The sequence below is a fragment of the Chromobacterium haemolyticum genome (assembly GCF_009936155.1).
GTDB lineage: Bacteria > Pseudomonadota > Gammaproteobacteria > Burkholderiales > Chromobacteriaceae > Chromobacterium > Chromobacterium haemolyticum.
Window position 1 is genome coordinate 4,973,825 of the sequence record NZ_AP019312.1, and the last position, 26,199, is coordinate 5,000,023.

Sequence of the window (26,199 nt, forward strand, 5' to 3'; positions counted from 1 at the left end):
GCGCCCGCTCAGAATTGATCCTTGTTGGCGGCCTTTTGCCTGGCGTCCGCCGGCGACACCATATTGCGCCGCACCAGCTCCTGCAGGCACTGGTCCAGCGTCTGCATCCCATGCTGCTGGCCGGTCTGGATCATGGAGTTGATTTGAGCAATCTTGTTCTCGCGGATCAAGTTGCGGATCGCCGGGGTGCCCAGCATGATTTCATGCGCCGCCACCCGACCGCTGCCGTCCTTGGTTTTGAGCAGGGTTTGGGCGATCACCGCGCGCACCGACTCGGACAGCATGGAACGGACCATCTCCTTTTCCCCGGCAGGGAATACGTCGACAATGCGGTCTATGGTCTTGGCCGCGGAACTGGTGTGCAGCGTGCCGAACACCAAGTGACCGGTTTCCGCCGCGGTCAGCGCCAAGCGTATGGTTTCCAGATCGCGCAGTTCGCCCACCAGGATCACATCCGGGTCTTCCCGCAAGGCGGACTTCAAGGCATTGGCGAAGCTGTGTGTCTGCAAACCCAGTTCACGCTGGTTGATCAGGCACTTCTTGCTGTCGTGGACGAACTCGATCGGATCCTCGACAGTCAGGATGTGGGAGAAGTGGTTGTCGTTGATGAAATCTATCATCGCCGCCAGCGTAGTGGACTTGCCGGAGCCGGTGGGGCCGGTCACCAGCACCAGCCCGCGCGGAAAAGCGGCGATTTCCTGGAATATCTTGGGCGCGCCCAACTGTTCCAGCGACAACACCTTGGACGGAATCACCCGAAACACCGCGCCCATGCCGCGGTTCTGCACGAAGGAGTTGACTCGGAAACGGGCGATGCCGGGCAGATCGAAAGAAAAGTCGCACTCGAAGGTGTCTTCGAAGATTTTGCGCTGGTAATCGTTCATGATGTCGTACACCATGTCGTGCACGTCATGGTGGTCCATCGGCGGCAGGTTGATGCGGCGGATGTCGCCGTTTACCCGGATCATCGGCGGCAGCCCGGCGGACAAGTGCAGGTCGGACGCCTTGTTCTTGACCGTAAAGGCCAAGAGCTCCGAAATTTCCATAATATAATCTCCACGATGACTGCGACGCCGCCATGGTTTCAGCCGCCAGGCGACTACTTAAAATGAAGTACCGCCGCGCGCCGGCAACGCGTCAAAACAAGACGCCGGCCCACTTCCGGCATTTCCGGCTCTGGCGCTGATTGTAAGCTCAACTCAGCCATTTGGGATATCGCCGTCACCCCATATTATTAACGATGCGCGGCCATGCTGCTTTGTAGAAACCCCAACCCCGGGCAACAAGCCGCATCGCCCGCAGCACACAATTTCACGACGCCATGACAGACTCCATTTCCCAACTCTTGCAGCAAGTCCGCCAGCGCCTGGCGGACGCGGAACACGCCGCCGGCCGGCCGGCGGGAACGGTGCGCCTGCTGGCCGTCAGCAAGACCTTCCCCGCAGCGGACATCGAGCAAGCCTATCTTGCCGGCCAGCGCGCCTTTGGTGAAAACTACGTACAAGAATTGCAGCAGAAGGCCGAGGCGCTGGCCGGCCTGGAGATCGAATGGCACTTCATCGGCCCGTTGCAATCCAATAAAACCCGCTCGGTGGCGGAGTTGGCCCACTGGGCCCACTCGGTTGAGCGGCTGAAAATCGCAGAACGGCTGTCGGCTCAGCGACCAGACACGCTGCCGCCGCTAAATGTGTGCATTCAGGTCAACGTGTCCGGCGAGGCCAGCAAAAGCGGCTGCGCGCCGGAACAGGCGCTGGAACTGGCGCGCGCGGTGGCCGCCTTGCCGCGCCTGGCCCTGCGCGGTCTGATGTGCATCCCTGAGCCCACGGAGGACACTGCGCGGCTTGCGTCTCAGTTTGCCCTGTTGCGCCAACTACGCGAGCGCTTGAACGCCGAAGGGCTGGCGCTGGACACCTTGTCCATGGGCATGTCCGCCGACATGGCCGTCGCCGTCGCCGAAGGCGCCACCATGGTGCGGGTGGGCACCGCCATTTTCGGCGCGCGCCATTATCATTGAATGACATCGGCTTGAAACAGCAAACGTTCAGGCCGGTTTATTAAGGAAAGATCATGCGGATTACCTTCATCGGCGGCGGCAATATGGCCAACGCCATCATTGCCGGCCTGATCAAGCAGGCGGCGCATCGCATCCATGTGGTGGACCCGGACGCGGGCAAGGTGGAGCGGCTGCGTCAGGAATACGACGTCAGCGGCGGCGCGGCGCTGCCGGACGCCTTCGACATTGGCGACATCGTGGTTCTGGCGGTCAAGCCGCAGCACCTTCGCGACTTGTGCCTGGAGCTGGAGCCCAGACTCAACGGCGCGCTGGTCATCTCCATCGCCGCCGGTATCCGCCTGGACGCGCTGTGCCGCTGGCTGGGCAGCAAGCGCGTGGTGCGGGTAATGCCCAACACCCCGGCGATGATAGGCAAGGGCGTGTCCGGCCTGTTCGCATCGGTGGGCGTCAGCGAAGACGACCGCCAGGACGCCAACACCGTCATGCAGGCGGCAGGCATCACGCTCTGGCTGCAAAACGAACAACGCATCGACGACGTCACCGCCGTTTCGGGCAGCGGCCCGGCCTATGTGTTCTACTTCATCGAAAGCATGATAGAAGCGGCCCAACAGACCGGCTTCTCCGAAGCCGAGGCCCGCCGATTGGTGCTGGCCACCTTTGAAGGCGCGGTGGAGCTGGCCAAGCAAAGCCCGCTGCCGGTCGGCGCCCTGCGCACCAATGTGATGTCCAAGGGCGGCACCACCGAGCGCGCCATCGCCCGCTTTGAGGCGGAAGGCGTCAAACAAGCCATCATCGCCGGCACGCTGGACTGCCGCGACCGCTCCATCGAAATGGGCCAACAACTCAGCCAGGACTAAGCCACATCATGTTCTTCGACACTTTGCGCTTTCTGATCCACACCCTTTCCGGCCTGTTCGTGCTGGTGCTGCTGCTGCGCTTCTACCTGCAAGTGGCGCGCGCGCCGTTCAAACACCCGCTGTGCCAGTTCGTGATGGCCGCCACCAATTTCGCGGTGCTGCCCATGCGCAAGCTGGTGCCGGCGATGCGCGGCTACGACAGCGCCACCATGCTGCTGGCCTGGCTGATTTCGCTGCTGTCCAACGTGCTGGTCACCCTGCTGAGCTCGGTGCCGGAGGTCTTTACCTTTCCGCAGGTCTGGGTGGCGCTGTCTTTGCTGTCGCTGCTGGAAGTGTTCAAACAGTCGCTGACCCTATTGATGGGCAGCGTCATCGTGCAGGCCGTGCTCAGCTGGGTCAGCCCCTACAACCCGCTGATGCCGGTGCTGGACGCGCTGACCCGGCCCTTCCTGCGCCCGTTCCGCAAGGCCAATATCGGCGGCGTGGACCTGTCGCCGCTCGTGCTGTTCCTGATCATCCAGGTGATTCTGATGCTGCCGGTGCGCATGCTTGAAACAAGCTTCTTGACCCAACTCAAGGTAGTACTGTAGCAATTCAGGTTATTTGTCATATTTTTTCGCGGCCGTGCTTTCGGCCGTTCATCTGACAACCGATTTGCATCACCACACAGGAGACTTCCAATGAAAAAAGCCTTGCTCGCCGCCGCCCTGATGAGCGCTGTCGCCGCACCCGCCTTCGCCAATATGCAGCTGGCGCAAAAATACAGCTGCACCGCCTGTCACGCGGTGGACAAGAAGATCGTCGGCCCGGCTTATAAGGACGTGGCCAAGAAATACGCCGGCCAGAAAGGCGCGGAAGCCATGCTGATGGCCAAGGTCAAGAACGGCGGCTCCGGCGTATGGGGCCCGGTGCCGATGACCCCGCATCCGAATATCCCGGACGCGGACCTGCGCGCGCTGGCCAAGTGGGTGTTGTCGCTGAAATAATTCATCCAGACATTGCAGATCCGGCACGCCGCGCGGCGCGCCGGCCCACGGAAAAAGGCGGCGGATTGCCGCCTTTGAACTGTCCGGGACATTTTATGTCCTAGCCTGTTGCGCCAATACCCTTTTAACGATGCCTCAGGCTTGTTACCGGAGTGAAACAACGCTATACCGATTGTCAGCAGCAGGGAGTTAATATCACCTAAGCGCCTAAGACAGTTGCAGAAATAGCGGGGCGCCGGTAATCTTCTCCGCCTGTTGCCAACTCTATGCTGGAAGCACCAAATATGGCCAAACTAACCGAACAGGATATCCTCAACTGGACCGGCGACGATTACATGAACGCCGACCATCTTGAGTTTTTCAAAGACCGGTTGTTGCAGATGCAGCAGGAGTTGCTCTCTAACGCAAATGCGACCGCCAACCACCTGCAAGAGCAGGAAGCCACACCGGATCCGGCCGACCGCGCCACGCTGGAAGAGGAATACGCGCTGGAACTGCGCACCCGCGACCGCGAGCGCAAGCTGCTGCAGAAGATCCAGGCCTCGCTGCGCCAGATCGAAGACGGCTCTTACGGCTTCTGCGAAGATACCGGCGAGCCGATCGGCCTGCGCCGCCTGATGGCCCGCCCCACCGCCACATTGTCGGTGGAAGCCCAGGAGCGCCGCGAGCGCATGAAGCGTCAGTACGCCGACTGATTGTTCCGGCTCTCGCCCGCAAAACGCCCTGGCCGCAACCAGGGCGTTTTTCATGCCCGCGGTTCCTCTGTTCAACAAAAACAAGCAGATAAATCAACAGACGATAGCTTGCCTCTAATGATCGTCTAGTATGAATTTAGAGCATTAAAGCAGGCCGGCCGCTTGTCTAGCGTCGTCGAATCCGGTTATCTTGCTGCTATGCAAAAACTGAAATAGCAAGGGACACGCTTTATGCAACGCCAGACCGACGACGTCAGAATCCGCGAAATCAAGGAACTGCTGCCGCCCATCGCCCACCTGTACGAACTGCCAATCACCGAAGCCGCCTCGGAAGTGATCTACGCCACCCGCCGCGATATCTCCGCGCTGCTGCGCGGCGAAGACGACCGCCTGCTGGTGGTGATCGGCCCCTGCTCCATTCACGACACCGAAGCCGCCATCGAGTACGCCAAGAAACTGGCGCCGCTGCGCGACAAGCTGGCGGAAGAGCTGGTGGTGGTGATGCGCGTCTACTTTGAAAAACCTCGCACCACCGTCGGCTGGAAAGGCCTGATCAACGACCCGCTGTTGAACGAATCCTTCGACATCAACAGCGGCCTGCGCATCGCGCGCCGCCTGCTGCTGACCCTGAACGACATGGGGATGCCGGCCGCCACCGAATTCCTGGACATGATCACCCCGCAGTACTTCGCCGACCTGATCAGTTGGGGCGCCATCGGCGCGCGCACCACTGAAAGCCAGGTGCACCGCGAACTGGCCTCCGGCCTGTCCTGCCCGGTGGGCTTCAAGAACGGCACCGACGGCAATCTGAAGATCGCCGTGGACGCCATCCGCTCCTCCAGCGTGCCCCACCATTTCCTGTCCGTGACCAAGACCGGCCACTCCGCCATTGTCTCCACCGGCGGCAACCCGGATTGCCACGTGATCCTGCGCGGCGGCAAGGAGCCCAACTACTCGGCCGAGCATGTCAGCGCCGCGGCGGCGGAACTGGTCTCCGTGGGCCTGCCGCAAAAACTGATGGTGGATTTCAGCCACGCCAACAGCCGCAAGGACTACCGTCGTCAGATGGAAGTAGCCGACGACATCGCCGGCCAGCTGGCCGCCGGCAACGCCAATATCTTCGGCGTGATGGTGGAAAGCCACTTGGTGGAAGGCCGCCAGGACCTGAAGCCGGGCTGCGAATTGACCTATGGCCAAAGCGTCACCGACGCCTGCATAGGCTGGGACGACACGGAAAAACTGCTGACCACGCTGGCCGACGCGGTGAAGGCGCGCCGCGCGCGTCAAGACTGAGCCGGCGCCAAGCCGACTGCCTCGCGGCGGAGCATGCGCTCCGCCGTTTTCATTGGCTTAGCTGCTCGCCGGCCAAGCGGCCCAAGGTGGCGATGGCTCTCTCCAACGACGGCGACCACGGCTGGCCGAAGTTCAGCCGCAGACAATGGCCAAAGCGCGGTTCGGCGGAAAACACCAGGCCCGGCGCGAAGCTGATGGATTCGGCCAACGCCCGCTCCAACAGGCGGCCCGTGTCCAGCCCTTCCGGGCACTCCACCCACAACAGCAGGCCGCCCTGCGGCCGCCGCAGCCGCGTGCCCTTGGGAAAAGCCGCCAGCACCGCGTCGGCCAGCTGACGCATCTGCCGCGCCAACCGCCGCCGTAAACGCTCGGCGAAACGCGTGTAATCGCCGTTGGCCAACACATCCGCCAACATGCCCTGATACAAGGCCGAGCTCACCAGGCTGCTGCTATTGCTTAGCCGCGCCAATGCCGCATGATGGCGGCCGCCGGACAGCCAGCCCAGACGGAAGGAAGGCGCGAAGCTTTTGGTGAAGGACGAGCAGTAAATCACTTCGCCGCGGCTGTCCCAGGCTTTCAGCGGCGTTGGATGCTGCTCGCCGAAGTAAAGCTCGCCGAACACATCGTCCTCGATAATGGTCAGGCCATGACGGTAAGCCAGCCGCAGCAATCGCTTCTTGGCTTCGTCCGGCATCAACGCGCCGGTGGGGTTCTGAAAATTGGTCACCGTTACCAGACAACGCGGCGCAGGTCCGTGGCGCAAAGCGAACTCCAGCGCCTCCAGCGACAGGCCGGCATCCGGCGTACACGGGATTTCCAACGCCTTCAACCCCAGTGCTTCCAAGGTTTGCAATAGACCGAAGTACACCGGCGTCTCCACCGCCACCGTATCGCTGGGCCGGGTCAGCAATCGCAGAGACAGACTGATCGCCTCCGTGATGCCGTGGGTGAACAGGATGGCGTCCGGCTCCAGCTCCAACTGCCACTGCGCCGCCAGTTCGCACACCAGCCGATGCAGCCGGGCCTGCTCGCCGCGCGGCAAGTAGGCGCTTATCAGTTCCGGGCGCTGGTTCAGCGTCTGCTGCAGCCGACGCGCCAACGCCGCCGACGGATACATGCTGCCATGCGCTTCCGCCATGTGCAGCTGGGTGCCGATGTCCAGGCCGGACCACTCGATCAATTGCGACATGCGGCTGTCCACCCGCACCAGGGTCGCGGCCGATGGCAGGCCGTCCACCTCGGCGCTCGCCTGCTGCGCGCGGCTGGGCAAGGCGGCGAAGAAGCCGGCGCGCGGGCGAGCGCTGACGCGTTGCCGACGCTCCAGATGACGGTAGGCCGCCAGCGCGGTCAAGACGTTGACCCCGTGTTCGGCGGCCAGGCGGCGCACCGAGGGCAAACGACTGCCGGGGGGATATTCACCGCTGTCCAATCCTTGCTCGACTTCGGCGGCGATGCGCAAATACAGGGAATCACTCATGGCTGTTATATAGAACAGATTGGGCGCAGCATAAACTGTTTACGCCGACTGTGGGAAGGCGCGGACCGGCGCTTGCGCTAGGCTGGGCGCTACTTTTCATTGCAAGAAAGCGCATCATGCCGTCATCATTCTGGCGCGACCTGTCGCCCTCCGCCGCGCTGGCCGCGGTGCTGGCCCTCTTGGTAGGCTACTCCGGCCCCTTCCTCATCATCGTCCACGCCGCCCAGTCCGCCGGCCTGTCCCCGGCCCAGCTCGGCTCCTGGATCTGGGCGGTCTCCATCGGTTCCGGCGTGGCCGGCCTGTGGCTGTCCTGGCGCTGGAAGGCGCCGGTGATCACCGCCTGGAGCACCCCCGGCGCGGCGCTATTGCTGGCCGCCCTGCCCGGAGTGCCCTACGGCGAAGCGGTGGGTGCCTTCCTGGCCGCCGCCGCCATCGTCACCCTGCTGGGCGTCAGCGGCCTGTTCGACCGGCTGATGAAGGTGTTCCCCGCCGCGCTGGCGGCGGCGATGCTGGCCGGCATCCTGTTCCGCTTCGTCGCCGAACTGGCCAGCGCCGCTGGCCACGACCCGCTGCTGGTGGTCAGCATGGCCTCGCTGTTCTTCGTCGGCCGCCGCTTCTTCCCGCTCTACGCCTTGCCGGCCGCCATCCTGCTGGGGCTTCTGCTGGCGGCGGGGCAAGGCCTGTTCCAGGCGCTGCCGGCTCATGGCGGCGGCGGCGGCCCGCTGTTCACCGCGCCGCAGTGGTCGTGGAGCGCCTTCTTCAACCTGGCCCTGCCGCTGGCGCTGGTGGCGCTGACCGGCCAGTTCCTGCCCGGCATGGCGGTGCTGTCCTCTTCCGGCTACTCCATTCCGGCGCGCTCGCCGGTATCGCTGCTGGGCGCGGTGTCGATGCTGACCGCGCCCTTTGGCGGCCACGGCGTGGTGCTGGCCGCGATCACCGCCGCCATCTGCACCGGGCCGGAAACCCACCCCGACCCCAAACGCCGCTATGTGGCCGGCGTGATCTGCGGCGCGCTCTATCTGGTGCTGGGCGTGGCCAGCGGCGCGCTGGCCAGCCTGATTCTGACCCTGCCCAAGGCGCTGGTGGCCACCGCCGCCGGCCTGGCGCTGTTCGGCACCCTGGCCTCCTCCCTGAGCGCGGCGCTGGCCAGCGAAAGCCACCGCGAGGCGGCGCTGATCACCTTCGTGGTGGCCGCCTCCGGCGTCAGCATTGCCGGCCTGGGCGCGCCGCTGTGGGCCTTGCTGGCCGGCGGCGCGGTGGCCTTGATCCTGCGCCCGGCCAAGCCCCGGACGGCGAGCCCCGACGCCGCCGGCCAGCGCGGCTGAGCCGGCACTGGCAGCGCGGCGGCCAGCATGATAAGTTAAGGGACTGGATACAATATTCCGCACGGCAAGCACCGGGCGGCCCCTTCCCACTCCCGAGGAAACCATGTTCGCTGCCACCGTATACGCGCAACGCCGCGCCCGTCTGCAAGCGGCCGGCCTGTCCGGCCTGCTACTGTTTGTCGGCAATGTCGATTCGCCGATGAACTACCACGACAACATCCTGCCCTTCGTGCAGGACTCCAGCTTCCGTTACTTCTTCGGCCTGAACGAACCGGGCCTGGCCGGCGTCATCGACGCCGACAGCGGCGAAGCGACGCTGTTCGGCAACGACCCCGACGTGGCCGACATCGTCTGGACCGGCCCGCTGCCCAGCTTGGCCGAACGCGCCGCGCTGGCCGGCCTGCAGCAGAGCCGCGCCTATGCAGACCTGGCCTCCGCGGTGGCCGCCGCGCGCGCCGCCGGCCGTGCCGTGCATTACCTGGCGCCGTACCGCGGCGAGACCCTGATCGAAATGGGCCGCCTGCTGGATGTACACCCGGCCCAGGTCAAGGAAGGTTTCTCCACGCCGCTGACCCATGCCGTGGTGGCGCTGCGCGAGATCAAGGGCGACGAGGAAATCGCCGAAATGGAAGCGGCGCTGTCGGTGACCCGCGACATGCACATCGCCGCGATGCGCCACGCCAAACCCGGTGTGATGGAATACGAGGTGGTGGGCGAGATGGAAGGCATCATGCGCCGCCGCGACTGGCAACTGGCCTATCCGTCCATCTTCTCGCGCCGCGGCGAAGTGCTGCACAACCATCACCACGACAATCGCCTGGAAAGCGGCGACTTGGCGCTGAACGACACCGGCTGTACCTCCGGCGGCGGCTACGCCAGCGACATCACCCGCACCTTCCCGGTGGGCGGCAAGTTCAGCCCGCGCCAGCGCGAGTTGTACAACATCGTGTTGGACATGCAGCTGGCCGCCATCGAGGCGATGAAGCCGGGCGTGCGCTATCTGGACGTGCACAAGCTGTCGGCGCGGCTGATGGTGGAAAGAATGAGCACGCTGGGCTTCTTCCGCGGCGACGCCAACGATATCGTCGAATCCGGCGCCTACGCCATCGCCTTCCCGCATGGCCTCGGTCATCAGATCGGCATGGATGTGCACGATATGGAAGGCCTGGGCGAGGATCTGGTGGGCTACGGCGAAGATACCGAGCGCAGCCCGCTGTTCGGCCTCGGCTACCTGCGCCTGGGCAAGCCGCTGAAACAAGGCATGGTGGTGACGGTGGAGCCCGGCATGTACTTCATCCCCGCACTGATCGAAGCCTGGGCCGCCGAAGGCCGCCACAGCCAGTACATCAACTACGACAAATTCCGCGAGTACCGCGACTTCGGCGGCATCCGCATCGAAGACAATGTGCTGGTCACCGCCAACGGCAGCCGCGTGCTAGGCGCGCCGATTCCCAAGACGGTGGAAGAAGTCGAAGCCGCGATGGCAGGCTGAGTCGGGCCGTCACGTCAGTCCAAAGCCGCCCACGGGCGGCTTTTTCCATATGGACGCCGCGCATGCCAAGGCGCACCATCTGAAGAACAACAAGCTGGGAGCAATGATGGAGCAAGTGGAATGCGTGGTGATAGGCGCCGGCGTAATCGGTTTGGCCGTGGCCCGACAGCTGGCGCTGGCCGGCCGCGAAGTCGTCGTCGTCGAAGCTGAAAGCGCCATCGGCCAGCATGCGTCCAGCCGCAACAGCGAAGTGATCCACGCCGGGCTCTACTACCCGCCCGGCAGCCTGAAAGCCCGGCTATGCGTGACCGGCCGCCAGCGGCTTTACGACTACTGCGCCCAGCGCGCCATCCCTCACCACCGCTGCGGCAAATTGATTGTCGCCGTCGACGAGGCCGAGCTGCCTCGTCTGCAAGCCTTGCAACAACGCGCCGCCGCCAACGGCGTGACCGACCTATGCTGGCTGGACGCGGAGCAACTGCAATCCCTGGAGCCGGCTTTGCAAGCCCACGCCGCACTGCTGTCGCCGTCTACCGGCATCCTGGACAGCCACCGCCTGATGCTGGCCCTGCTGGCTGACGCCGAGGCTCATGGCGCAACGCTGGCGCTGAACTCGCCGCTGCACGGCGGCCGTGTAGCGGGCGACGGGCTGGAGCTGGACATCGCCGGCATGCGGCTCCAGGCGCGCTTGACGGTCAACGCCGCCGGCCTCTGGGCGCCGCGGGTTGCGGCCAGTTTGGCCGGGGTTCCACGTGAAACCATCCCCACCCCCTATTACGCGCGCGGCGCCTATTTCGCGCTGCAGGGCCGTTCGCCGTTCCAGCACCTGATCTATCCGCTGCCCGAGGCCGGCGGCCTGGGCACGCATCTGACGCTGGACCTGGCCGGCCAGGCGCGTTTCGGCCCGGATATGGAATGGGTGGACCGCATAGACTACCAAGTGGATCCAGCCCGCGCCGACCGCTTCTACGCCGGCGTCCGCCGCTGGTGGCCGGCCCTGCCGGAACAGGCGCTGGCGCCGGCCTATGCCGGCATCCGTCCCAAAATCGTCGGTCCCGGGGCGGCGGACGCGGATTTCCTGATCCAGGGCCCGGCTCAACACGGCGTGCCTGGCCTGCTCCAACTCTACGGCATCGAATCCCCCGGCCTCACCGCCAGCCTGGCGCTGGCCGAATACGCGGCGGCAACGCTGACGGCATAGCGCCGGGACGAGTTGTCCGCTTACAATCGGACGGTCTCAACCCGCCGCCTTGCCGCTTATGCTCATTCTGAATCAACGCCAGCAGGAACTGCTGGCCATGGTCAAACGCGACAGCTATGTCAGCGTGGAAAAGCTGGCCGAACATTTCTCCGTCACCCGGCAAACCATACGCCGCGACATCGCGCTGCTGGCCGAGCACCAGTTGCTGCAACGCTACCACGGCGGCGCCAGCGTGCTGTCCAGCGTGGAAAACGTGGCCTACCAGGCGCGGCAGGTGCTGTGCATAGACGAAAAGCGCCGCATCGCCGAATGCCTGGCGCGTCAGATCCCGGACAACGCCTCGCTGTTCATCAACTTGGGCACCACCACCGAGGAAGTGGCCAAGGCGCTGCACAAGCACCGCGGCCTGCGGGTGATCACCAATAATCTGCACGTGGCGGACACCATGTGCGATTACCCGGACTGTGAAGTCATCGTGCTGGGCGGCATGCTGCGCAAGCGCGACCGCGGCATCACCGGCGAAGCCACGGTGCAGCTGATCCGCCAGTTCCGAGTCGATTACGGCATCATCGGCATTTCCAGCATCGAGCTTGACGGCACGCTGCGCGATTACGACTACCGCGAAGTACGCAGCGCCGAAGCCATCATTCAGCAATCACGCCATGTGTTCCTGGCCGCCGACCACAGCAAGTTCGACCGTCCGGCGCTGGTGGAGCTGGGCCATCTGTCGCAGATAGACGCGCTGTTCACCGACCAGCCGCCGCCGCCCGCCGTCGTTGAATTGATGCGGGAGGCGGAGACTCAGTTATACGTGGCGGACTGACAATCCCTTAGAACCTGTTTACGATCTGCTGCGCGTCGGCGATACAGCGTTGAAACCGAGCTCAAAATGCTCATGTACCACGAGTACATTCCGCTTTTTCGCTCGTTTTAGCCTTGTCTCGCCTTAGCTCGCGAGATCGTAAACACGTTCTTAAGGCTGCTGCCGCGTCGCCGCCAGCACAATCTCGCGGATGCACACGTTCTGGGGCTGCTGATAAGCGTAGACGATGGCGCGAGCCACGTCTTCCGCCGCCAGCACGCCGCCCATCTCCTGTTTCCAGGCTTCATAGCCAGCCTTGATCGCCTCGCTGCTGGTATGCGACAGCAGTTCGGTGTCCACCGCGCCCGGCGCAATCGTCACCACCCGCACGCCGTGGTCCGCCACCTCCTCGCGCAAGTTCTCCGACATCGCGTGCACCGCGAACTTGGTGCCGCAGTACGCCACATGATTGGGGAAGGTCTTGCGTCCGGCCACCGAGCTGATATTGATCACCGTGCCGCGCTTGCGCTCCACCATGCCCCCCAGCACCGCATGGATGCCATTGAGCAGGCCGTGCACATTAACGTCGAACATGGTTTTCCACTCTTCCGGCGCTTGTTCGGCCATCTGTCCCAGCAGCATCACGCCGGCGTTGTTGATAATGGCGTCCACCGGCCCGAAACGGCCCTCCGCCTCCGCCACCGCGGCGGCCAGCTGGGCGCGGTCGGTCACGTCCACCGCGCGGCACAAGGTATTGGGCAAGGCCAGCGCTTCCAGACGTTCGACCCGGCGCGCCAGCAGCAGCAGCGGATGGCCTTGCCGCGACAGCAGGCGGGCGGTGGCGGCGCCGATGCCGGAACTGGCGCCGGTGATGACGATCAAGGCTTTACTCATGACAACACTCCTTTAGCAATAGAAATAACTGATAACAAACTCATGGACATCACTATAATCCGCTGACGATTCGACGAAAAATCGTTTATTTCACTTGCTGTCATCGGTTTAACTTATGGATATCCGCTCGCTCAAAGCCTTCATCGCCGTATTCGAAGAGCGCAACATCACCCAGGCCTCGGCGCGTCTCTACCTGAGCCAGCCTGCGCTGTCCGCTACCATCCGGCAACTGGAAGAACAGCTGGGGGCGGCGCTGTTTCAGCGCCAGCCGCGCGGCGTGGAAGTGACCGACGCCGCCCGGCTGCTGTATCCGGCGGCGCGGCGGCTGGTGGAGGAAGCCGACGGCCTGGCGCAGCTGTTTCGCGGCCGGCAGGACTGCCTGCCGCTGACGCTGGGGGTGGCGGCGGACCTGGGCCAGGCCGACGTGGCGCGCGTGCTGGCGGCGGCCTACCGTGCGGTGGACGGCTTGCTGCTGGAACTGGCGGCGGGCTGCGCCGGCGACGCGCGGCTGGACGAGGAAGCCAACCGTTGCGAGGACGAGCTGTTCCTGCCGCTGTGGGAAGAGGAGTATGTGCTGGCGATGCGCGCGGACGCGCCGCTGGCGGGACAGCCGCTGCTGCGGCCGGGACAATTGCTGGGCCAGGATCTGATCGCCTGTCCGGACCACCCTTCGCACCAGCGCTTCGCCAGCCTGCTGGGCGAGGCGGCGCGGGAGCTGGCGGTGGCGGCGCGCTGCGCCACCCTGCAACAGGCGGCAACGCTGGCCGCGGCCGGCGCCGGCATCGCCTTTGTCCCGCAGGGGCTGGCCCAGGACCAGCCTGGCCTGTGGAGCTGCCGGCTGGATCAGGCGGCGCTCAGCCGCCGCGTCGGCCTGTGCTACGCGCCGGACGCCTTGGCCAAGCCGGCGCTGGCCCGTTTGAAACAAGGCCTAGCCGCCGGCTGAGGAGCTGTTTCAAGAGCGGCTGACAAAACTCGGTTTTACGGCTGAGGTAAGACGCGCCGACGTAGCCAGTACCTTGAGTACGGCAAGCCGGCGCAACGCAGCATCAGGGGTTTTGTTAGCGGGTCTTACTGCACCGCGGCGAAAGCCTTGGCCACATAAGGCGCATTGGCGCGGGTCAAGCCGGCCACGCACATGCGGCCGGTACCCACCAGGTAAACGCCGAAACGCTCGCGCAGAGCGTCCACCTGCGCCTGGCTGAATCCGGTGTAACTGAACATGCCGCGCTGATGGACCAGATAGGCGAAGTCCTGCTCCGGCAGCGCCTGCTTCATCACTTCCACCAGAATGCCGCGCATTTCCAGAATGCGGCCGCGCATCTCGTTCACCTCGGATACCCACAGCGCTTTCAGCTCGGTATCGCCCAATACCGTGGCGATCAAGCGCGCGCCGGTGGTGGGCGGGTTGGAGTAGTTGCGGCGCACCGTGGCCTTTAGCTGGCCCAACACCAGCTCCGCCTCGGCTTGGTTCGGACACACCACCGACAAGCCGCCGCAGCGCTCGCCGTACAGCGAGAAGATCTTGGAGAAGGAGTTGCTGACCAGGAAGGACACGCCGGCGTCGGCCATCGCGCGGATGGCGTAGGCGTCCTCATCCAAGTCGGCGCCAAAGCCCTGGTAGGCAATGTCCATGAAGGGAATCAGCTGCTTGCGCTTGGCCAGCGCCACCACCTGATCCCACTGCGCATTGTCCAGGTCCGAGCCGGTGGGGTTATGGCAACACGGATGCAGCAGCAGGATGCTCCCGGCCGGCAGGGTTTCCAGCGTGTCCAGCATCGCGGCGAAGTTCACGCCGCGGGTTTGCGCGTCGAAATAGGGATAGCGGTTCACCGCGATGCCGGCGCCTTCGAAGATGGCCACGTGGTTATCCCAGGTGGGGTCGCTAACCCACACTTGGGCGTCGGGAAAATACCGTTTGAGGAAGTCCGCGCCCACTTTTAGCGCGCCGGAGCCGCCCAGGGTCTGGATGGTGGCGACGCGGCCGGCGGCCAGCGCCGGGTGTCCCTCGCCGAACAACAATTCCTGCACCGCCTTGCGGTAGGCCGGCAGACCATCCATCGGCAGATAAGTGCAAGGCGGCGCCGGCTGAGCCGCCAGTTTGGCCTCGGCCTGCTGCACCGCGTTCAGACGCGGAATGCGGCCCTGCTCATCGTAATACAGGCCGATGCTGAGATTGACCTTGTCGCCGCGCGGGTCCTTGCCGAAAGCGTCGACCAGCGACAGGATGGGATCGCCGGCGTAGGCGTCGACGTGCTGGAACATGCGTTTCTCCTTGAGTAGTGTGGTATCGCCTCGTGCAATCATTCAGAACCGGTTCATAGTCTGCTGCGCTTCGTGAACAGGTTCTTACGCCGCCCTCTGAACGGGGCGGTAATAACACGCTATTGTGCCAGACGGATTCAGGATCCGGCCGCCAGATCGTCCCGCTTAAGCGCCAGCATCATCGCCGCGATCCAGGGCAGGATCAGCCAACCGCCCAGCACGTTAAGCGCCGCCACCAGCTTCAGCCTTGGGCTGCCCACCAGCGCCGCGGTCAGGGTAGGCACCAGGTAGGCGCCGCCCAGGGCCAGCGCATTGCCCAGATACATCGCCCATTGCTGCCATTGCGGCTCGCCGCTGTAAGCGCCGTAAGCCCACAGCGCCAAGGCCGCGGCCAGCACCGTGAAGAACAGCTTGCGCGCCATCGTCAGTATTTTCATATTCCTTCCGTTCCCGCCGCGGCGGAACACGCCGCCACAACGAAATGCCAAGCTTAATAAGACTTCCGTCCGGATGGCAAAATCAATTGCATAAATAAGACACTTTGCGCCACATTTTAATGAAACGGCGCAAGATTGATATGCATCAGGCAAGCATGGGATTCTCATTTCAACTAACGCGAACCATCTGCCTACAATCTGCTTGCCCTCACCGCCAAACCGCCGCACGCAAAGCGCGCGGCCACCACGAGCCGTCACCCCCCGCGACTGACCGCTCCATAAGAGGAATGCATCATGACGCCGCGCCCTACCCTGCTTGCCCTGGCCACCGCCCTTGCGCTGGCTGCTCCGCTCGCCGACGCCTGCTCATCGCTGATCGTCGGCAAACAGGCCTCCGCCGATGGCTCCATCATCATCGCCCGCAACGAGGATTATTACATCAATAACTGGAACAAGCGCCTGGTGCTTCACCCGGCACGCGCGGCGGCCAAGGAGGAAACGCTGAGCTTCAAAAACGGCCTGAAAGTGCCGGCTCCGGCACAGTTCTACCGCTACAGCGGACTGATGGACTGGAACGGCGACACTGCCGGCGGCGACGGGCTGTACGAGGAACGCGGCGTCAATGAATTCAATGTGGCGGTATCCGCCACCAATAGCGCGGAAATCAACGCCCGCGCCAAAAAAGCGGACCCCTTGCTGGACAACGGCGTGGTGGAAGCGGTGATTCCCTCGCTGATCCTGCCGCAGGCCAAGACCGCGCACGAAGGCGTGGAGCTGCTGGGCCGCTATCTCAACCAATACGGCGCAGGGGAAGGCAACGGCGTGCTGATCGCCGATCCGAACGAAGCCTGGTATATGGAGATCGGCTCCGGCCACCACTGGCTGGCCTTCCGCGTGCCTCAGGATAGTTACTTGATGGTGGCCAACGGCCTGCGCCTGCACGACATCGACCTCGCCGACCACGCCAATGTGATCGCCAGCCCCGGCCTGGCCGAGTTCACCGCCAAACACCAGCTGCTGGCCAAAGTAGACGCCAAGCGCTTCAACTTCGCCCAGGCCTTCGGCGTCGTCGGCGACAAATACAATGTGGACCGCGAATGGCTGGGCCAGCACCTGCTGAACCCGGGGCTGCGCCAAGCCACGCGGCAGACTCAATACCCGCTGACGCTGAAGCCTGAGCGCAAAATCGCGGTGGCCGACGTGGCCAAGGTGCTGCGCGCCACCTTCCACGGCACCGCGCTGGCCAAACTGAAGGACGCGGACCGGCCGATGGGCGTGGACCGCACCATAGAAACCCACGTCATCCAGCTGCGCGCCGGCCTGCCCAAGGAGCTGGCGGCGCTGACCTGGCAATCCTTCGGCAGCCCGGCCGGCGCGGTGCTGGTGCCAATGTACGAAAACGCGATGAAGGACATCCCCGCGCCGCTGCGCGCCGGCGCGGCCACTTACGAAAGCGGCTCCGCCTACTGGGCCTTCCGCGCCAACGCCACGCTGGCACAGGCCAAGCCGGACAAGTATCTGCCGGTGCTGGCGCAATGGCAGACGCGGCTGGAACAGCAGTTCCAGGGCCAGCAGCCGGCGGTGGACGCGATGCTGACCAGCCTCTACGCCAGCCAGCCGCAAACCGCCATCGGCTTCGCCGGCCAATGGAGCGGCAGCAATATGCTGAGCGCGGTGCAATCGGCGCGCGACGTGCACGCCGGCCTGCTCACCGACCTGACCAAGGCCAGCGAGAAGAAGTACAGCCCGGAGGAGCTGGAAAAAATCAAAAATCTATAAGAGCCTGTTCAAAATCTAGCGAGCAAGGGCGAGACAAGGCGAAAACCGCTGAGAAAGCGGAATGGTCAAGTGGTACATGAGCATTTCGAAGCGGCACTCACCGTGTCACGCCTCACGAAGCGCAGCAGATGATGAACAGACTCTAAGCGACTAACAGCAGGGAGCGGCGCCGGCAAGCCGGTCCGCTCCCGCCAGCCCGAGCGTGTTATCTTTATGGCATTCCCCTCGCCTAGCTGGCTGCGCCATGATCCTTCACATCGACACCGACCCCGCGCGGCTGGACCGCGAGCGTATCTACCGCTACCTGTCTGAACAGTCCTACTGGGCGCGCCAACTGCCCCGCGACATCTTCGAGCGCTCGCTCGCCCATTCGCTGTGCTTCGGCGCCTACGCCGCTGATGGCGAACAGATAGGCTTCGCCCGCGTGATCACCGACTACGCTACCTTCGGCTATCTGGCCGACGTGTTCGTGGTCGAAGCCTGGCGCGGCCAGGGTGTGTCCAAGCAATTGATGGCGGCGGTCAATGCCCATCCCGGCCTGCAGAACCTGCGCCGTATGCTGCTGGCCACCGCCGACGCCCACGGCCTGTACGCTCAGTTCGGTTTTGGCGCACTGTCGCGGCCGGAGCGGCTAATGGAGCGGCTGGACGCCGAGGTTTACCAGCGGCTGGCGGCGGACGCCGGACGCCCGGCATGAACGTGCGCAAACAGTTCTGGGCCGATCCCTACCAGACCGAGCTGCACACCACGGTGGCGCGGGTGGACGGCCCTCAGGTCTGGCTGGACGCCACCATCTTCTACGCCTTCTCCGGCGGCCAGGAAAGCGACGCCGGCAGCATAGGCGGCCGCCCGGTACTGCGCGCGGAAAAACAGGATCAGGACATCGCCTACACCCTGCCGGACGGCCATGGCCTGAGCGCCGGCGACGCGGTGACGGTGGCAATAGACTGGCCGCGCCGCTACCGGCTGATGCGGCTGCACTTCGCCGCCGAACTGGTACTGGAAACCATTTGCCGCGAGCTGCCCGACGCCGAGAAGATTGGCGCCCACATCGCCGAGGATAAGGCGCGCATCGATTTTGCGCTGGCGCAGCCCATCACTCCGCTGTTGCCCGCTATCGCCGCCAAGGTGCAGGTGTTGATAGACGCCGATCTCGCCATCGTCAGCGCCTATTCCAACGAAGCCGAGCAGCGCCGCTACTGGGAACTGCACGGCCTTTACCGCGTGCCCTGCGGCGGCACCCATTTGCGCCGCAGCGGCGAAGTGGGAGAACTGCGGCTCAAGCGCAAGAACGTGGGCCAGGGTAAGGAAAGAGTGGAAATCACGCTGGCGCGGCCATAAGAACCTGTTCAAAGTCTGCTGCGCTTCGGCGATACGGCGTTGAAAACAAGCTCAAAATGCTCATGTACCACTTGTACATTCCGCTTTTTCGCTGGTTTTCGCCTTGTCTCGCCCTTGCTCGCGAGACTTTGAACAGGCTCTAAGAAAAACCCGCGCGGGATAGCCCGGCGCGGGTGGTTTCACGTGGAACGGCGCTTTACTTCAAATCCTCAGGCCGGCAGCTTCGGCCAGTCTGCCTCGCTCAACCGCGGCCAAGCGGCCTGCTGCGGCAGGCGCGACAGCTCAACGCAGTAACGCTTCCATGCGCTCAGCAAGCCTTGCTCCTGCGCCGTCGCCAGCCCCAGCTCCTGCGCGTCCTCCAAGGGCCGGCGCTGCGCGTAAGCAGTAGCCAAGCGCTGCTGCAGCTCCTGCTGCGCCTGCGCCGTCAGCGCCGCGCGCTCTGCGTCGGTATCCACTTTCCAGGCTTTCTTGTTCCATACCGCGAAGGCCGGCGGCTCCAGTTCAGTAGCTTGCAGACTATCCGGCGTATCGCCGATTTGCGCCGTCACCGGCAGTGCGCTGGCCTTGCTCCACAGCTTGAGGGCGCGGAAATCCACCGCCAGCTGCCAGCCGCCATCGCGGTAGACCGCTACCTGCCGCTCCCCCGCCTGTGGCGGCTCCTGCTCGGTGGCGTTGGCCGGAATCAACCAGGTTTCCTCAACATCCAGCGGCGACAAGTCCGCCGTGGTGGTGCCCAGATACTCGCCGGTTTCCGGATGGTAGGCGTAGACGGTTTTCTGTTTGCGTTCTTGCATGGCGGTCTCCTTAGTATTTGATGCAGGCGAGCAGGGCGACGTTGCGGGGGCGGGTGGAGCCATAACCCCCTCCCCAACCATTACTGTCCAAGTCATCCGCAACCCCTAGAGCATTCATTTGCGCACGCCGCATTTCATAAAACTCCTTCTTGACCTTATCTGCGCCTAAATCCACATAACCCATGGATATATTGTTATTTGCATGAATCAGGCTCGCGACGCCGACCGAGTCAAGACTTGGGTCAGAAATCGTTAACGTCCCCTTTTGCCATGAGCCAAAAACACGCCCGCTATCCGCTCCGTTGCCATAATCCCAACCCCGAATAAACTCCCCGCGCAAATCCGGAAGATTGAACGTCGTCACACCATCCCCCGCGCCATACGTTGTCCCAATCGCGGCAAACAAGCCGGGATAAGTACTGCGGCTGGCCGGCGAACCATCACACTTCAACCAACCAGGCGGCGCGTAAGGCATCGCAAAGTGACCCACCAGGCCCGGCGCGCCGGACATGGTCAGTAGATTGGTGGTCGGGCCATGCTCGCATTGAGTCAGGTCCACATAAAAACCACGCGATTGTGTTTTACCATTGTCAAACACGCGAAATGCATTGCTGCTGATATCAACGATGACGTCGCCGAGTTGACTGTTCACTTGCGGCGCTTGCAGCATGAACTGCCCGCCTTCCGCCCCGCCTTCCGCCAGAAAACGGGAATTGGGCTGAAAATCCACCCGCCCGTTCATCTTGCCGCCGCTCAGCGGCAAGGCGTCGGTGATGCCGTAGCCGGCCAACGTGGTCGGCTTGCTGTTGCCGCCCCAGGCCAGCTTCTTCAACGCCTGCAGCAACTGGTCCTTGCGCGCCGGGTCGGCGCTCTGGCCGCTGTCGCGTATCACCGTCAGCAACTCGTCCTGGCAGGACTGGGCGGCGGACTGGACATTGTTCAGCCACTCCGAGGTCACCACCGTGCCCAGTTCGCCGGTGTAAGGGTTGCCGTCGTGGAACAGACCGTCCGGGCTGTTGATCGGCTTCATGGTGTTTTGCATTGCGCTCTCGCTCCATTCAAGGGTGGGCCCGCTGGCCGAGCTGGCGGCGTGGGGCGGACTCCGGGCCGGGCGGGTGGTCCGGAAACCACCCTCTGACCTGCTTCGCTAGTGAATCAATACAGTGATTTTGCCGGGAAGCGACGCGCGTCAGCAGTGGACGGATGTCAGTAGCCTGGAGGCCTGCCCCAATGCAAAACGGCAGCCGAAGCCGCCGTTTTGCAGACACATAACACTCTGTTTTAGGCCGGCGCCGCAGGCCAATCCGTTTCGGCCAGTTGCGGCCATGCCGTCAACTGCTGCAGCCGCGACAGCTCAACGCAGTAGCGCTTCCACACTGTCAGCAAGCCCTGCTCCTGCGCCGTAGCCAGCCCCAGTTCCTGCGCATCCTCCAAAGGCCGGCGCTGAGCATAAGCCGCTGCCAAGCGCTGCTGCAGCTCCTGCTGCGCCTGCGCTGTCAGCGCCGCGCGCTGCGCGTCGGCGTCCACTTTCCAGGCTTTCTTGTTCCACACCGCGAAGATCGGCGGCTCCAGCTCGGTGGCCTGCAGGCTGTCCGGCGTGTCGCCGATTTGCGCCGTCACCGGCTGCGCGCTGGCCTTGCTCCACAGCTTGAGTGCGCGAAAATCCTCCGCCAGCTGCCAGCCGCCGTCGCGATATACCACCGCTTGCCTGTTCCCCGCCTTCGGCGGTTGCTGCTCGGTGGCGTAGGCCGGAATCAGCCAGGTTTCCTCAAGGTCCAGCGGCGACAGATCCGCCATGGTGGTGCCCAAATACTCGCTGGTTTCCGGATGGTAGGCGTAGACGGTTTTCTGCGTGCGTTCTTGCATGGTGGTCTCCTTAGTGCTTGATGCAGGCAAGCAGGGCTACGTTGCGGGGGCGAATAGAACGTATAAAATCAGCCCCGTAGGAGGCACTACCAACTGATTTCGCATAGTGAAGATGCGCAACATTAACACTCGCCGGTTCATACCCTAGATTCACTAAGTTATTATTTGTCCAATCAGGCGCCCCGACAGCTTCGTTCGCATCATCATCAACCCAAACTTGGGTGGATATTTGGGCACTGCCAAACACACGTCCAGCATCAACCAATGGGCGGTCACTGCTCCAGCCGCGAATAAACTCCCCGCGCAAATCAGGCAAGTTAAACGTTGTTGTTCCATCTCCTGCACCGTATCGGGTCCCAATTGCCTCAAACAACGCGGGATAAGCATTGCGGTTAGCCGAAGAGCCATCACATTTCAACCAACCAGGCGGTGCAGATGGCATTGCAAAGTAGGCCACCTCGCCGGCAGGTGCCGCGGCACGCAATTGACTAGTCGTCGCGCCATCGGCAATGCCATAACCCGCCAGCGTACCCGCCTTGTCCGCCTTGATGGAAACCTCGGCCTTAGTGGCCCCATCGGTAATTCCGTACCCCGCCAAGGTGGTCGGCTTGCTATTTCCGCCCCAGGCCATTTTCTTCACTGCTTGCAGCAATTGATCCTTGCGGCTGGCATCCAATTCCTGGCCGCTGTCCTTGATCAAGGCGATCAACTCGTCCTGAGTGGCGGCAGTCGCCTGCTGCAGGCTGTTCAGCCAATCGGCGCTGACGATGGTGCCCAGTTCGCCGGTGGTGGGATTGCCGTCATGAAACAGGCCGTCCGGGCTGTTGATCGGCTTCAAGGTGTTTTGCATCGCGCTCTCGCTCCTTAATTGAGTCTGCCCATGAGCCGGGCAGGCGACATAGGCGGGGCACGGACCACATCAGCCGTCGTCAGACCGCCAGTTGACCCGCTTCGCTGGTGAATTAATGCCCTCATTGTGCCGGGAAGCGACGCGCGTCAGCAGCGGACGGATGTCAGTGGCAAGCAGGCAAAAAAAGGGCAACCCCGCAGGATTGCCATGCTTGGAAACCAAGATTGTTTACGGCGCGATCGGCGCTTTGTGTACGTAACCGAGATGATTACCGGACAAGGCCGCCGGCAAAGCCAGCTGGAAGATCGAGTTATTCTCGGCATAAATATGGCTGTTGCTATAGCCTCGCCCCCAATCAGTCACCCCAGCCATATGCACCCAACCATCGCTTGGCGTGATGCGCTTATTCTCCATGGGCTTGCCATTGCGATACTGTCCGCAGTCGTAGTAAATAGAGCCACTGATACAACGCAGCCAGCTCATAAACGTGATCGGTCCTTCAGTGCCGACCCCGTAGGCCATCGCTATCGCCATATTCTTGCCATCGAACACTCCCGGCGAATAAGTCAATGCCCCGCAACGCAGTTCCGCGATATGAAACTCAAAACCATAACGTTTTTGCTCACGCTCACGCCCTAAGCGGTCCAATAAATCCAGCACCGGTTGCACCAACTTCGGGCCGGGACCTTCAAACGAGCCATTATCGTGAATGAAGCGCCCCACCGAGTTGGCACTTTGACTATATGACGCCATGTGCATGGTCATAGCAAACGGAACCGTGATCGGATTGGTTCTCGCCTGCACAATACCCTCCGGCGTGAACGGATCAAAGAAACGGCCACCATCCGCCAGCAGGTTGCGGCGCGGCAACATGCCCACGGTAATGCCATCCTGAATACCGTAACCCGCCAGGGTGCTGGCCTTGTCGGCCTTGACCGACACTTCCGCCTTGGTGGCGCCATCGCCAATACCATAGCCCGCCAGCGTGGTGGGCTTGCTATTGCCGCCCCAGGCCAGTTGCTTCACCGCCTGCAGCAGTTGATCCCTGCGGTTGGCGTCCAAGGTCTGCCCACTGTCCTTGATCAACGAGATCAGCTCCTCTTGGGCTGAGCGCGTCGCCTGCTGCAGATTGTTCAACCAATCGGCGCTGACAATGGTGCCCAGTTCGCCAGTGGTGGGGTTGCCGTCGTGAAACAAAGTGTCCGGCGTGTTGATGGGCTTGAGTGCTTCTTGCATGGAATCGCCTCCCGCGGAAATAAAGAATCGGCCATGGCCGATGACAGGTGTCGTTACTGAAAGGATTGGAGGGGATTTTGCGGGAAGCGCGGCGGTCGCGGCAGCGGACGGGTGTCAGTGCGCCGGAGGCGAAGCGCCGCGCTTGTCGCCGCGGCGCGGCGCCTTATATCACATCAGAAATCTGCTCGAAGCCGGCTTGCAACTCCTGGCGGATGGGCTCCAGCAGCGCCGCCATTTGCTGGCAGTTGACGTGCTTGTCCTCCTGGCTGTCCTGCAGCAACGCCATCAATGCATGCAGACTCTGGTTGGCGGCGTGGACGTGGACGATGCCCTGGGTCAGGCTTTCATCGGCCTGCAGATAGCGCTGCTCCATGAGCTTGACCAGAGCGTAAGTCTCGTCCTGACCGGCGGTAACGATGCGCAGCTGCTTGATCTGCTCATGCAGGCGCTGCAACGGTGACAACTCCGGCTTGGCGATGGGCGCGTTCATGGCTGGCCCTCCGGTGTCTCGGGCCGGGTATGGCAAGGGTGCGGCTGGCAGAAACTCAATATATTCATTATGGCCTCCACAAACATCTGCTTAAGGATGCCTGCGCGGCACGCGCGGAAGGCGTGGGCAGGCTCATGACAAAGTGGGAGGACCGCAGTGCGCACGGCAGCCCCCTTGCGGGGACTCAGTGCCATGGCCTGCCCTGTTTGCGGCAGACGCATGGACGTAGCGAACCGCTGGCCATCGGTTGCTACCACACTAAAGTAGGACCTCCCAGTCCCGCGGCTGTGGATTGTCACAGCGCAAGGGCGAGAGTAAGGGGGGATGGCTGGAGCGTCAAGGCGGCGGCGGACCGGGGGGCGGAGATTAGCGCAAAAGCCGGCATTTGGCAGCACCGGTGCTGACCGTAAAAAAGCCGCATCCGGAAAGGATGCGGCTGGCGTGCGCTTGGCTGATTTAACTGAAGCTGAGCACGCTGTTGGCATTGCCCGCCACGCCGCTGGTAGCCGGCGAATATACCGTCGGGCAACCGGTCGATGCGGCCTTGGTGTCGTAGGCCTCCAAATAACTGGTGCTGTAGGTCTCAAACCCGACCTGGCAGTTCTTTGCCCAACCGCCATTAATTACCATGGTCGTTCCGCAAAGCGCTCTGAACCCATTGTTGCAGTTTTCCGCAATGGCCATCGGCGCGTAAATCACCCCAGCCCAAACCGCTTGAAAGCCGGTATCGCAAGTGAGCGCCTTGCCGCGCCGCCCCTGCGGCAAAGCCGGCACCGGTCCGGAACCATGATTCCATATCACAGCACCGGAATGCGCCTCGAAGCCAACCCCGGATTGCTCCACCACACTGCCATCACACCAGAGATACGCGTTGCGAGCGGTGGCAAAGCCAAATCGTACCCCGGTTACCCGCCCCTCGGTGACCCACGCACGGCTGGTATCCGCACACAGCATCCCATGCGGGTAGGCACTGCGCTCATTGGCATCGAGTCGAACAGGTACTTTGGTAAGAAAGTTTTTGCCCTCGCCGACGATGTTCACGTAATGCAGCTCGCAGTGAGACCCTCCGCCAACGACAACGCCCCATTCCTTAACCTTGTTGACCCTCAACTTGCTGTTGCTGAAGCGGGAGTTCTGCTCCACTTGCAGACCGCTGCCCGCCCCCTCCAGGATCAAAGAATTTTCCGCCCCCCACACCCATGAACCTTCGCCGATATGCAGGCAGCGGTGAGTCCAATTGCCTTCGGTGGCCTCGCCGATCAGGTGAAAGCCGGAGAACTCGACACCACGGGCATTGGTAAACACCACGCCATGGCTATTCTTATCCGCACCCGCCACAAAGCGGATCTGGCAGGCCGAGGGGTTGGCGATATTGCCGCGAATGCGAATGCGGCTGGCGAAGGGCTGGTTGCCCAAGCCAATGCCTGTCGAGATGTATTGGCCGTCGTCCACCTTGATCAGCACGTCGGTCTTCAGGGTTTTGCCGTTGAGGCTGTTCCAGGCGCTGGCGATGTCGGCGAACTCGCGGCCGGGGCCCACCTGCAGCTCCTTGTAACCGTTTACCCCCCAGTCGTCGATTTTCATCGCGTCGGTGATGCCGTAACCGGCCAGCGTGGTCGGCTTGCTGGCGCCGCCCCAGGCGATCTGCTTCACCGCCTGCAACAACTGATCCTTGCGCGCCGGGTCCGCGCTCTGGCCGCTGCTTTTGACCACGGTCAACAGCTCCTCCTGGCTGGCGATGACCGCGGACTGAACATTGTTCAGCCAGTCGGCGCCGACAATGGTGCCCAGCTCGCCGCTGCTGGGGTTGCCGTCGTGAAACAGGGTGTCCGGCGTGGGAACCGGCTTGATGACATCTTTCATCAGTCTCTCCAAAAAACAGTGAATGAATCAGGACAGGGTCGGGGTTTGCTGGGATTGGCTGCCTAGGCGCGCCCAAACCTCCTGCTGCGTATCGAAGGTCGAAGACGCCGGAACCGGCGCGGGGTCGGCCGCAAGGTCTTTGTTTTGATCGGGGTTTGCCGTGGATTGGGGGTCTTGCATGGAGCGCTCCTGAAGGAAGAGAAAGAGCACAGGCTCCCGCCCGCCGGGGCGGGGCTGTGAGGGGA

27 protein-coding genes are annotated in these 26,199 nt (G+C 63.2%); 14 read left to right on the forward strand and 13 right to left on the reverse strand.

What is annotated here, in order from left to right:
* Positions 1-8 precede the first annotated feature (8 nt).
* Positions 9-1,046, reverse strand: a complete 1,038-nt coding sequence (locus tag GYH29_RS23020; protein ID WP_043589321.1) for a type IV pilus twitching motility protein PilT — start codon at positions 1,044-1,046, stop codon at positions 9-11.
* Positions 1,047-1,321: 275 nt separating this feature from the next.
* On the opposite strand from GYH29_RS23020, the gene GYH29_RS23025 reads away from it, so the two are divergent.
* The 6 genes from GYH29_RS23025 to aroG all read left to right on the forward strand — a co-directional run bounded on the left by GYH29_RS23025 (position 1,322) and on the right by aroG (position 5,845).
* Positions 1,322-2,014: a YggS family pyridoxal phosphate-dependent enzyme gene (locus GYH29_RS23025; protein WP_039755535.1), complete on the forward strand. Its 693-nt coding sequence runs from the start codon at positions 1,322-1,324 to the stop codon at positions 2,012-2,014.
* Positions 2,015-2,067: 53 nt separating this feature from the next.
* Positions 2,068-2,871, forward strand: a complete 804-nt coding sequence (gene proC / locus GYH29_RS23030) for a pyrroline-5-carboxylate reductase (protein WP_019102523.1) — start codon at positions 2,068-2,070, stop codon at positions 2,869-2,871.
* Between the two features lie 8 nt (positions 2,872-2,879).
* Positions 2,880-3,461: a YggT family protein gene (locus GYH29_RS23035; RefSeq protein WP_019102524.1), complete on the forward strand. Its 582-nt coding sequence runs from the start codon at positions 2,880-2,882 to the stop codon at positions 3,459-3,461.
* 90 nt (positions 3,462-3,551) lie between these two features.
* Entirely contained in the window at positions 3,552-3,857 is a 306-nt protein-coding gene (locus GYH29_RS23040; protein ID WP_019102525.1) for a c-type cytochrome, read from the forward strand.
* A gap of 284 nt (positions 3,858-4,141) precedes the next feature.
* The gene (gene dksA, locus GYH29_RS23045; protein ID WP_019102526.1) at positions 4,142-4,552 is read left to right on the forward strand and encodes an RNA polymerase-binding protein DksA; all 411 of its coding nucleotides are present in this window, start codon (positions 4,142-4,144) and stop codon (positions 4,550-4,552) included.
* A gap of 231 nt (positions 4,553-4,783) precedes the next feature.
* Positions 4,784-5,845 (forward strand): 3-deoxy-7-phosphoheptulonate synthase AroG, encoded by a 1,062-nt coding sequence (gene aroG / locus GYH29_RS23050; RefSeq protein WP_019102527.1) that lies wholly within the window; start codon positions 4,784-4,786, stop codon positions 5,843-5,845.
* Positions 5,846-5,894: 49 nt separating this feature from the next.
* Here the strand turns inward: aroG and GYH29_RS23055 are convergent, their stop codons facing one another.
* Positions 5,895-7,322 (reverse strand): aminotransferase-like domain-containing protein, encoded by a 1,428-nt coding sequence (locus tag GYH29_RS23055; protein ID WP_039755536.1) that lies wholly within the window; start codon positions 7,320-7,322, stop codon positions 5,895-5,897.
* 116 nt (positions 7,323-7,438) lie between these two features.
* On the opposite strand from GYH29_RS23055, the gene GYH29_RS23060 reads away from it, so the two are divergent.
* The 4 genes from GYH29_RS23060 to GYH29_RS23075 all read left to right on the forward strand — a co-directional run bounded on the left by GYH29_RS23060 (position 7,439) and on the right by GYH29_RS23075 (position 12,163).
* A complete protein-coding gene (locus tag GYH29_RS23060) occupies positions 7,439-8,647 on the forward strand; it encodes a benzoate/H(+) symporter BenE family transporter (RefSeq protein ID WP_161524453.1) in 1,209 nt (402 codons plus the stop codon).
* 103 nt (positions 8,648-8,750) lie between these two features.
* A complete protein-coding gene (locus tag GYH29_RS23065) occupies positions 8,751-10,139 on the forward strand; it encodes an aminopeptidase P family protein (RefSeq protein WP_019102530.1) in 1,389 nt (462 codons plus the stop codon).
* A gap of 49 nt (positions 10,140-10,188) precedes the next feature.
* Positions 10,189-11,340, forward strand: a complete 1,152-nt coding sequence (locus tag GYH29_RS23070; protein ID WP_141113207.1) for an NAD(P)/FAD-dependent oxidoreductase — start codon at positions 10,189-10,191, stop codon at positions 11,338-11,340.
* A 58-nt stretch (positions 11,341-11,398) separates the two neighbouring features.
* Entirely contained in the window at positions 11,399-12,163 is a 765-nt protein-coding gene (locus GYH29_RS23075) for a DeoR/GlpR family DNA-binding transcription regulator (protein ID WP_081575420.1), read from the forward strand.
* Positions 12,164-12,313: 150 nt separating this feature from the next.
* Here GYH29_RS23075 and GYH29_RS23080 read toward each other — a convergent pair whose 3' ends face one another.
* Positions 12,314-13,036, reverse strand: a complete 723-nt coding sequence (locus GYH29_RS23080) for an SDR family oxidoreductase (RefSeq protein ID WP_081575419.1) — start codon at positions 13,034-13,036, stop codon at positions 12,314-12,316.
* Between the two features lie 115 nt (positions 13,037-13,151).
* Here GYH29_RS23080 and GYH29_RS23085 point away from each other — a divergent pair, with 115 nt between their 5' ends.
* Positions 13,152-13,979, forward strand: a complete 828-nt coding sequence (locus GYH29_RS23085; RefSeq protein WP_081575418.1) for a LysR family transcriptional regulator — start codon at positions 13,152-13,154, stop codon at positions 13,977-13,979.
* 125 nt (positions 13,980-14,104) lie between these two features.
* Here the strand turns inward: GYH29_RS23085 and GYH29_RS23090 are convergent, their stop codons facing one another.
* Together GYH29_RS23090 and GYH29_RS23095 are read right to left on the reverse strand one after the other, a co-directional pair.
* The gene (locus GYH29_RS23090; RefSeq protein WP_161524454.1) at positions 14,105-15,298 is read right to left on the reverse strand and encodes an amino acid aminotransferase; all 1,194 of its coding nucleotides are present in this window, start codon (positions 15,296-15,298) and stop codon (positions 14,105-14,107) included.
* Positions 15,299-15,435: 137 nt separating this feature from the next.
* Positions 15,436-15,735: a superinfection immunity protein gene (locus GYH29_RS23095; protein ID WP_157222248.1), complete on the reverse strand. Its 300-nt coding sequence runs from the start codon at positions 15,733-15,735 to the stop codon at positions 15,436-15,438.
* A 294-nt stretch (positions 15,736-16,029) separates the two neighbouring features.
* On the opposite strand from GYH29_RS23095, the gene GYH29_RS23100 reads away from it, so the two are divergent.
* The 3 genes from GYH29_RS23100 (at position 16,030) to GYH29_RS23110 (ending at position 18,855) form a co-directional block, all read left to right on the forward strand.
* On the forward strand, positions 16,030-17,514 hold the full coding sequence (locus GYH29_RS23100) for a C69 family dipeptidase (RefSeq protein WP_161524455.1): 1,485 nt from the start codon (positions 16,030-16,032) through the stop codon (positions 17,512-17,514).
* A 244-nt stretch (positions 17,515-17,758) separates the two neighbouring features.
* Positions 17,759-18,211, forward strand: coding sequence for a GNAT family N-acetyltransferase (locus GYH29_RS23105; RefSeq protein ID WP_161524456.1), 453 nt, complete (start codon positions 17,759-17,761; stop codon positions 18,209-18,211).
* Positions 18,208-18,855: an alanyl-tRNA editing protein gene (locus tag GYH29_RS23110; RefSeq protein WP_161524457.1), complete on the forward strand. Its 648-nt coding sequence runs from the start codon at positions 18,208-18,210 to the stop codon at positions 18,853-18,855. Before GYH29_RS23105 ends, GYH29_RS23110 begins: the two co-directional genes overlap by 4 nt.
* A gap of 209 nt (positions 18,856-19,064) precedes the next feature.
* On the opposite strand, the gene GYH29_RS23115 is transcribed toward GYH29_RS23110, so the two are convergent.
* The 8 genes from GYH29_RS23115 to GYH29_RS23150 form a co-directional block, all read right to left on the reverse strand.
* A complete protein-coding gene (locus GYH29_RS23115) occupies positions 19,065-19,649 on the reverse strand; it encodes a tail fiber assembly protein (RefSeq protein WP_161524458.1) in 585 nt (194 codons plus the stop codon).
* Between the two features lie 10 nt (positions 19,650-19,659).
* Positions 19,660-20,691 carry a phage tail protein gene (locus tag GYH29_RS23120; RefSeq protein ID WP_161524459.1) on the reverse strand — a complete coding sequence of 344 codons (1,032 nt, stop codon included), beginning with the start codon at positions 20,689-20,691 and terminating at the stop codon, positions 19,660-19,662.
* A 239-nt stretch (positions 20,692-20,930) separates the two neighbouring features.
* The gene (locus GYH29_RS23125) at positions 20,931-21,515 is read right to left on the reverse strand and encodes a tail fiber assembly protein (protein ID WP_161524460.1); all 585 of its coding nucleotides are present in this window, start codon (positions 21,513-21,515) and stop codon (positions 20,931-20,933) included.
* 10 nt (positions 21,516-21,525) lie between these two features.
* Entirely contained in the window at positions 21,526-22,365 is an 840-nt protein-coding gene (locus GYH29_RS24700) for a phage tail protein (protein WP_161524461.1), read from the reverse strand.
* 228 nt (positions 22,366-22,593) lie between these two features.
* On the reverse strand, positions 22,594-23,601 hold the full coding sequence (locus GYH29_RS23135; RefSeq protein WP_161524462.1) for a hypothetical protein: 1,008 nt from the start codon (positions 23,599-23,601) through the stop codon (positions 22,594-22,596).
* A gap of 163 nt (positions 23,602-23,764) precedes the next feature.
* Positions 23,765-24,091 carry a hypothetical protein gene (locus GYH29_RS23140; protein WP_019100230.1) on the reverse strand — a complete coding sequence of 109 codons (327 nt, stop codon included), beginning with the start codon at positions 24,089-24,091 and terminating at the stop codon, positions 23,765-23,767.
* 456 nt (positions 24,092-24,547) lie between these two features.
* Positions 24,548-25,954, reverse strand: coding sequence for a hypothetical protein (locus tag GYH29_RS23145; protein ID WP_161524463.1), 1,407 nt, complete (start codon positions 25,952-25,954; stop codon positions 24,548-24,550).
* Between the two features lie 27 nt (positions 25,955-25,981).
* Positions 25,982-26,134 (reverse strand): hypothetical protein, encoded by a 153-nt coding sequence (locus tag GYH29_RS23150; protein ID WP_019102046.1) that lies wholly within the window; start codon positions 26,132-26,134, stop codon positions 25,982-25,984.
* Between the last annotated feature and the right edge of the window lie 65 nt (positions 26,135-26,199).

What these genes read in the sequence shown, in the direction of transcription:
- GYH29_RS23055 (WP_039755536.1), bottom strand. Translation starts at nt 7,322, where the DNA reads ATGAGTGATTCCCTGTATTTGCGCATCGCCGCCGAAGTCGAGCAAGGA.
- GYH29_RS23080 (WP_081575419.1), bottom strand. Translation starts at nt 13,036, where the DNA reads ATGAGTAAAGCCTTGATCGTCATCACCGGCGCCAGTTCCGGCATCGGC.
- GYH29_RS23040 (WP_019102525.1), top strand. Translation starts at nt 3,552, where the DNA reads ATGAAAAAAGCCTTGCTCGCCGCCGCCCTGATGAGCGCTGTCGCCGCA.
- GYH29_RS23135 (WP_161524462.1), bottom strand. Translation starts at nt 23,601, where the DNA reads ATGCAAGAAGCACTCAAGCCCATCAACACGCCGGACACTTTGTTTCAC.
- GYH29_RS23075 (WP_081575420.1), top strand. Translation starts at nt 11,399, where the DNA reads ATGCTCATTCTGAATCAACGCCAGCAGGAACTGCTGGCCATGGTCAAA.
- GYH29_RS23095 (WP_157222248.1), bottom strand. Translation starts at nt 15,735, where the DNA reads ATGAAAATACTGACGATGGCGCGCAAGCTGTTCTTCACGGTGCTGGCC.
- GYH29_RS23105 (WP_161524456.1), top strand. Translation starts at nt 17,759, where the DNA reads ATGATCCTTCACATCGACACCGACCCCGCGCGGCTGGACCGCGAGCGT.
- GYH29_RS23020 (WP_043589321.1), bottom strand. Translation starts at nt 1,046, where the DNA reads ATGGAAATTTCGGAGCTCTTGGCCTTTACGGTCAAGAACAAGGCGTCC.
- GYH29_RS23110 (WP_161524457.1), top strand. Translation starts at nt 18,208, where the DNA reads ATGAACGTGCGCAAACAGTTCTGGGCCGATCCCTACCAGACCGAGCTG.
- GYH29_RS23070 (WP_141113207.1), top strand. Translation starts at nt 10,189, where the DNA reads ATGGACGCCGCGCATGCCAAGGCGCACCATCTGAAGAACAACAAGCTG.
- GYH29_RS23150 (WP_019102046.1), bottom strand. Translation starts at nt 26,134, where the DNA reads ATGCAAGACCCCCAATCCACGGCAAACCCCGATCAAAACAAAGACCTT.
- dksA (WP_019102526.1), top strand. Translation starts at nt 4,142, where the DNA reads ATGGCCAAACTAACCGAACAGGATATCCTCAACTGGACCGGCGACGAT.
- GYH29_RS23125 (WP_161524460.1), bottom strand. Translation starts at nt 21,515, where the DNA reads ATGCAAGAACGCACGCAGAAAACCGTCTACGCCTACCATCCGGAAACC.
- GYH29_RS24700 (WP_161524461.1), bottom strand. Translation starts at nt 22,365, where the DNA reads ATGCAAAACACCTTGAAGCCGATCAACAGCCCGGACGGCCTGTTTCAT.
- GYH29_RS23065 (WP_019102530.1), top strand. Translation starts at nt 8,751, where the DNA reads ATGTTCGCTGCCACCGTATACGCGCAACGCCGCGCCCGTCTGCAAGCG.
- aroG (WP_019102527.1), top strand. Translation starts at nt 4,784, where the DNA reads ATGCAACGCCAGACCGACGACGTCAGAATCCGCGAAATCAAGGAACTG.
- proC (WP_019102523.1), top strand. Translation starts at nt 2,068, where the DNA reads ATGCGGATTACCTTCATCGGCGGCGGCAATATGGCCAACGCCATCATT.
- GYH29_RS23120 (WP_161524459.1), bottom strand. Translation starts at nt 20,691, where the DNA reads ATGCAAAACACCATGAAGCCGATCAACAGCCCGGACGGTCTGTTCCAC.
- GYH29_RS23090 (WP_161524454.1), bottom strand. Translation starts at nt 15,298, where the DNA reads ATGTTCCAGCACGTCGACGCCTACGCCGGCGATCCCATCCTGTCGCTG.
- GYH29_RS23085 (WP_081575418.1), top strand. Translation starts at nt 13,152, where the DNA reads ATGGATATCCGCTCGCTCAAAGCCTTCATCGCCGTATTCGAAGAGCGC.
- GYH29_RS23115 (WP_161524458.1), bottom strand. Translation starts at nt 19,649, where the DNA reads ATGCAAGAACGCAAACAGAAAACCGTCTACGCCTACCATCCGGAAACC.
- GYH29_RS23100 (WP_161524455.1), top strand. Translation starts at nt 16,030, where the DNA reads ATGACGCCGCGCCCTACCCTGCTTGCCCTGGCCACCGCCCTTGCGCTG.
- GYH29_RS23140 (WP_019100230.1), bottom strand. Translation starts at nt 24,091, where the DNA reads ATGAACGCGCCCATCGCCAAGCCGGAGTTGTCACCGTTGCAGCGCCTG.
- GYH29_RS23060 (WP_161524453.1), top strand. Translation starts at nt 7,439, where the DNA reads ATGCCGTCATCATTCTGGCGCGACCTGTCGCCCTCCGCCGCGCTGGCC.
- GYH29_RS23035 (WP_019102524.1), top strand. Translation starts at nt 2,880, where the DNA reads ATGTTCTTCGACACTTTGCGCTTTCTGATCCACACCCTTTCCGGCCTG.
- GYH29_RS23145 (WP_161524463.1), bottom strand. Translation starts at nt 25,954, where the DNA reads ATGAAAGATGTCATCAAGCCGGTTCCCACGCCGGACACCCTGTTTCAC.
- GYH29_RS23025 (WP_039755535.1), top strand. Translation starts at nt 1,322, where the DNA reads ATGACAGACTCCATTTCCCAACTCTTGCAGCAAGTCCGCCAGCGCCTG.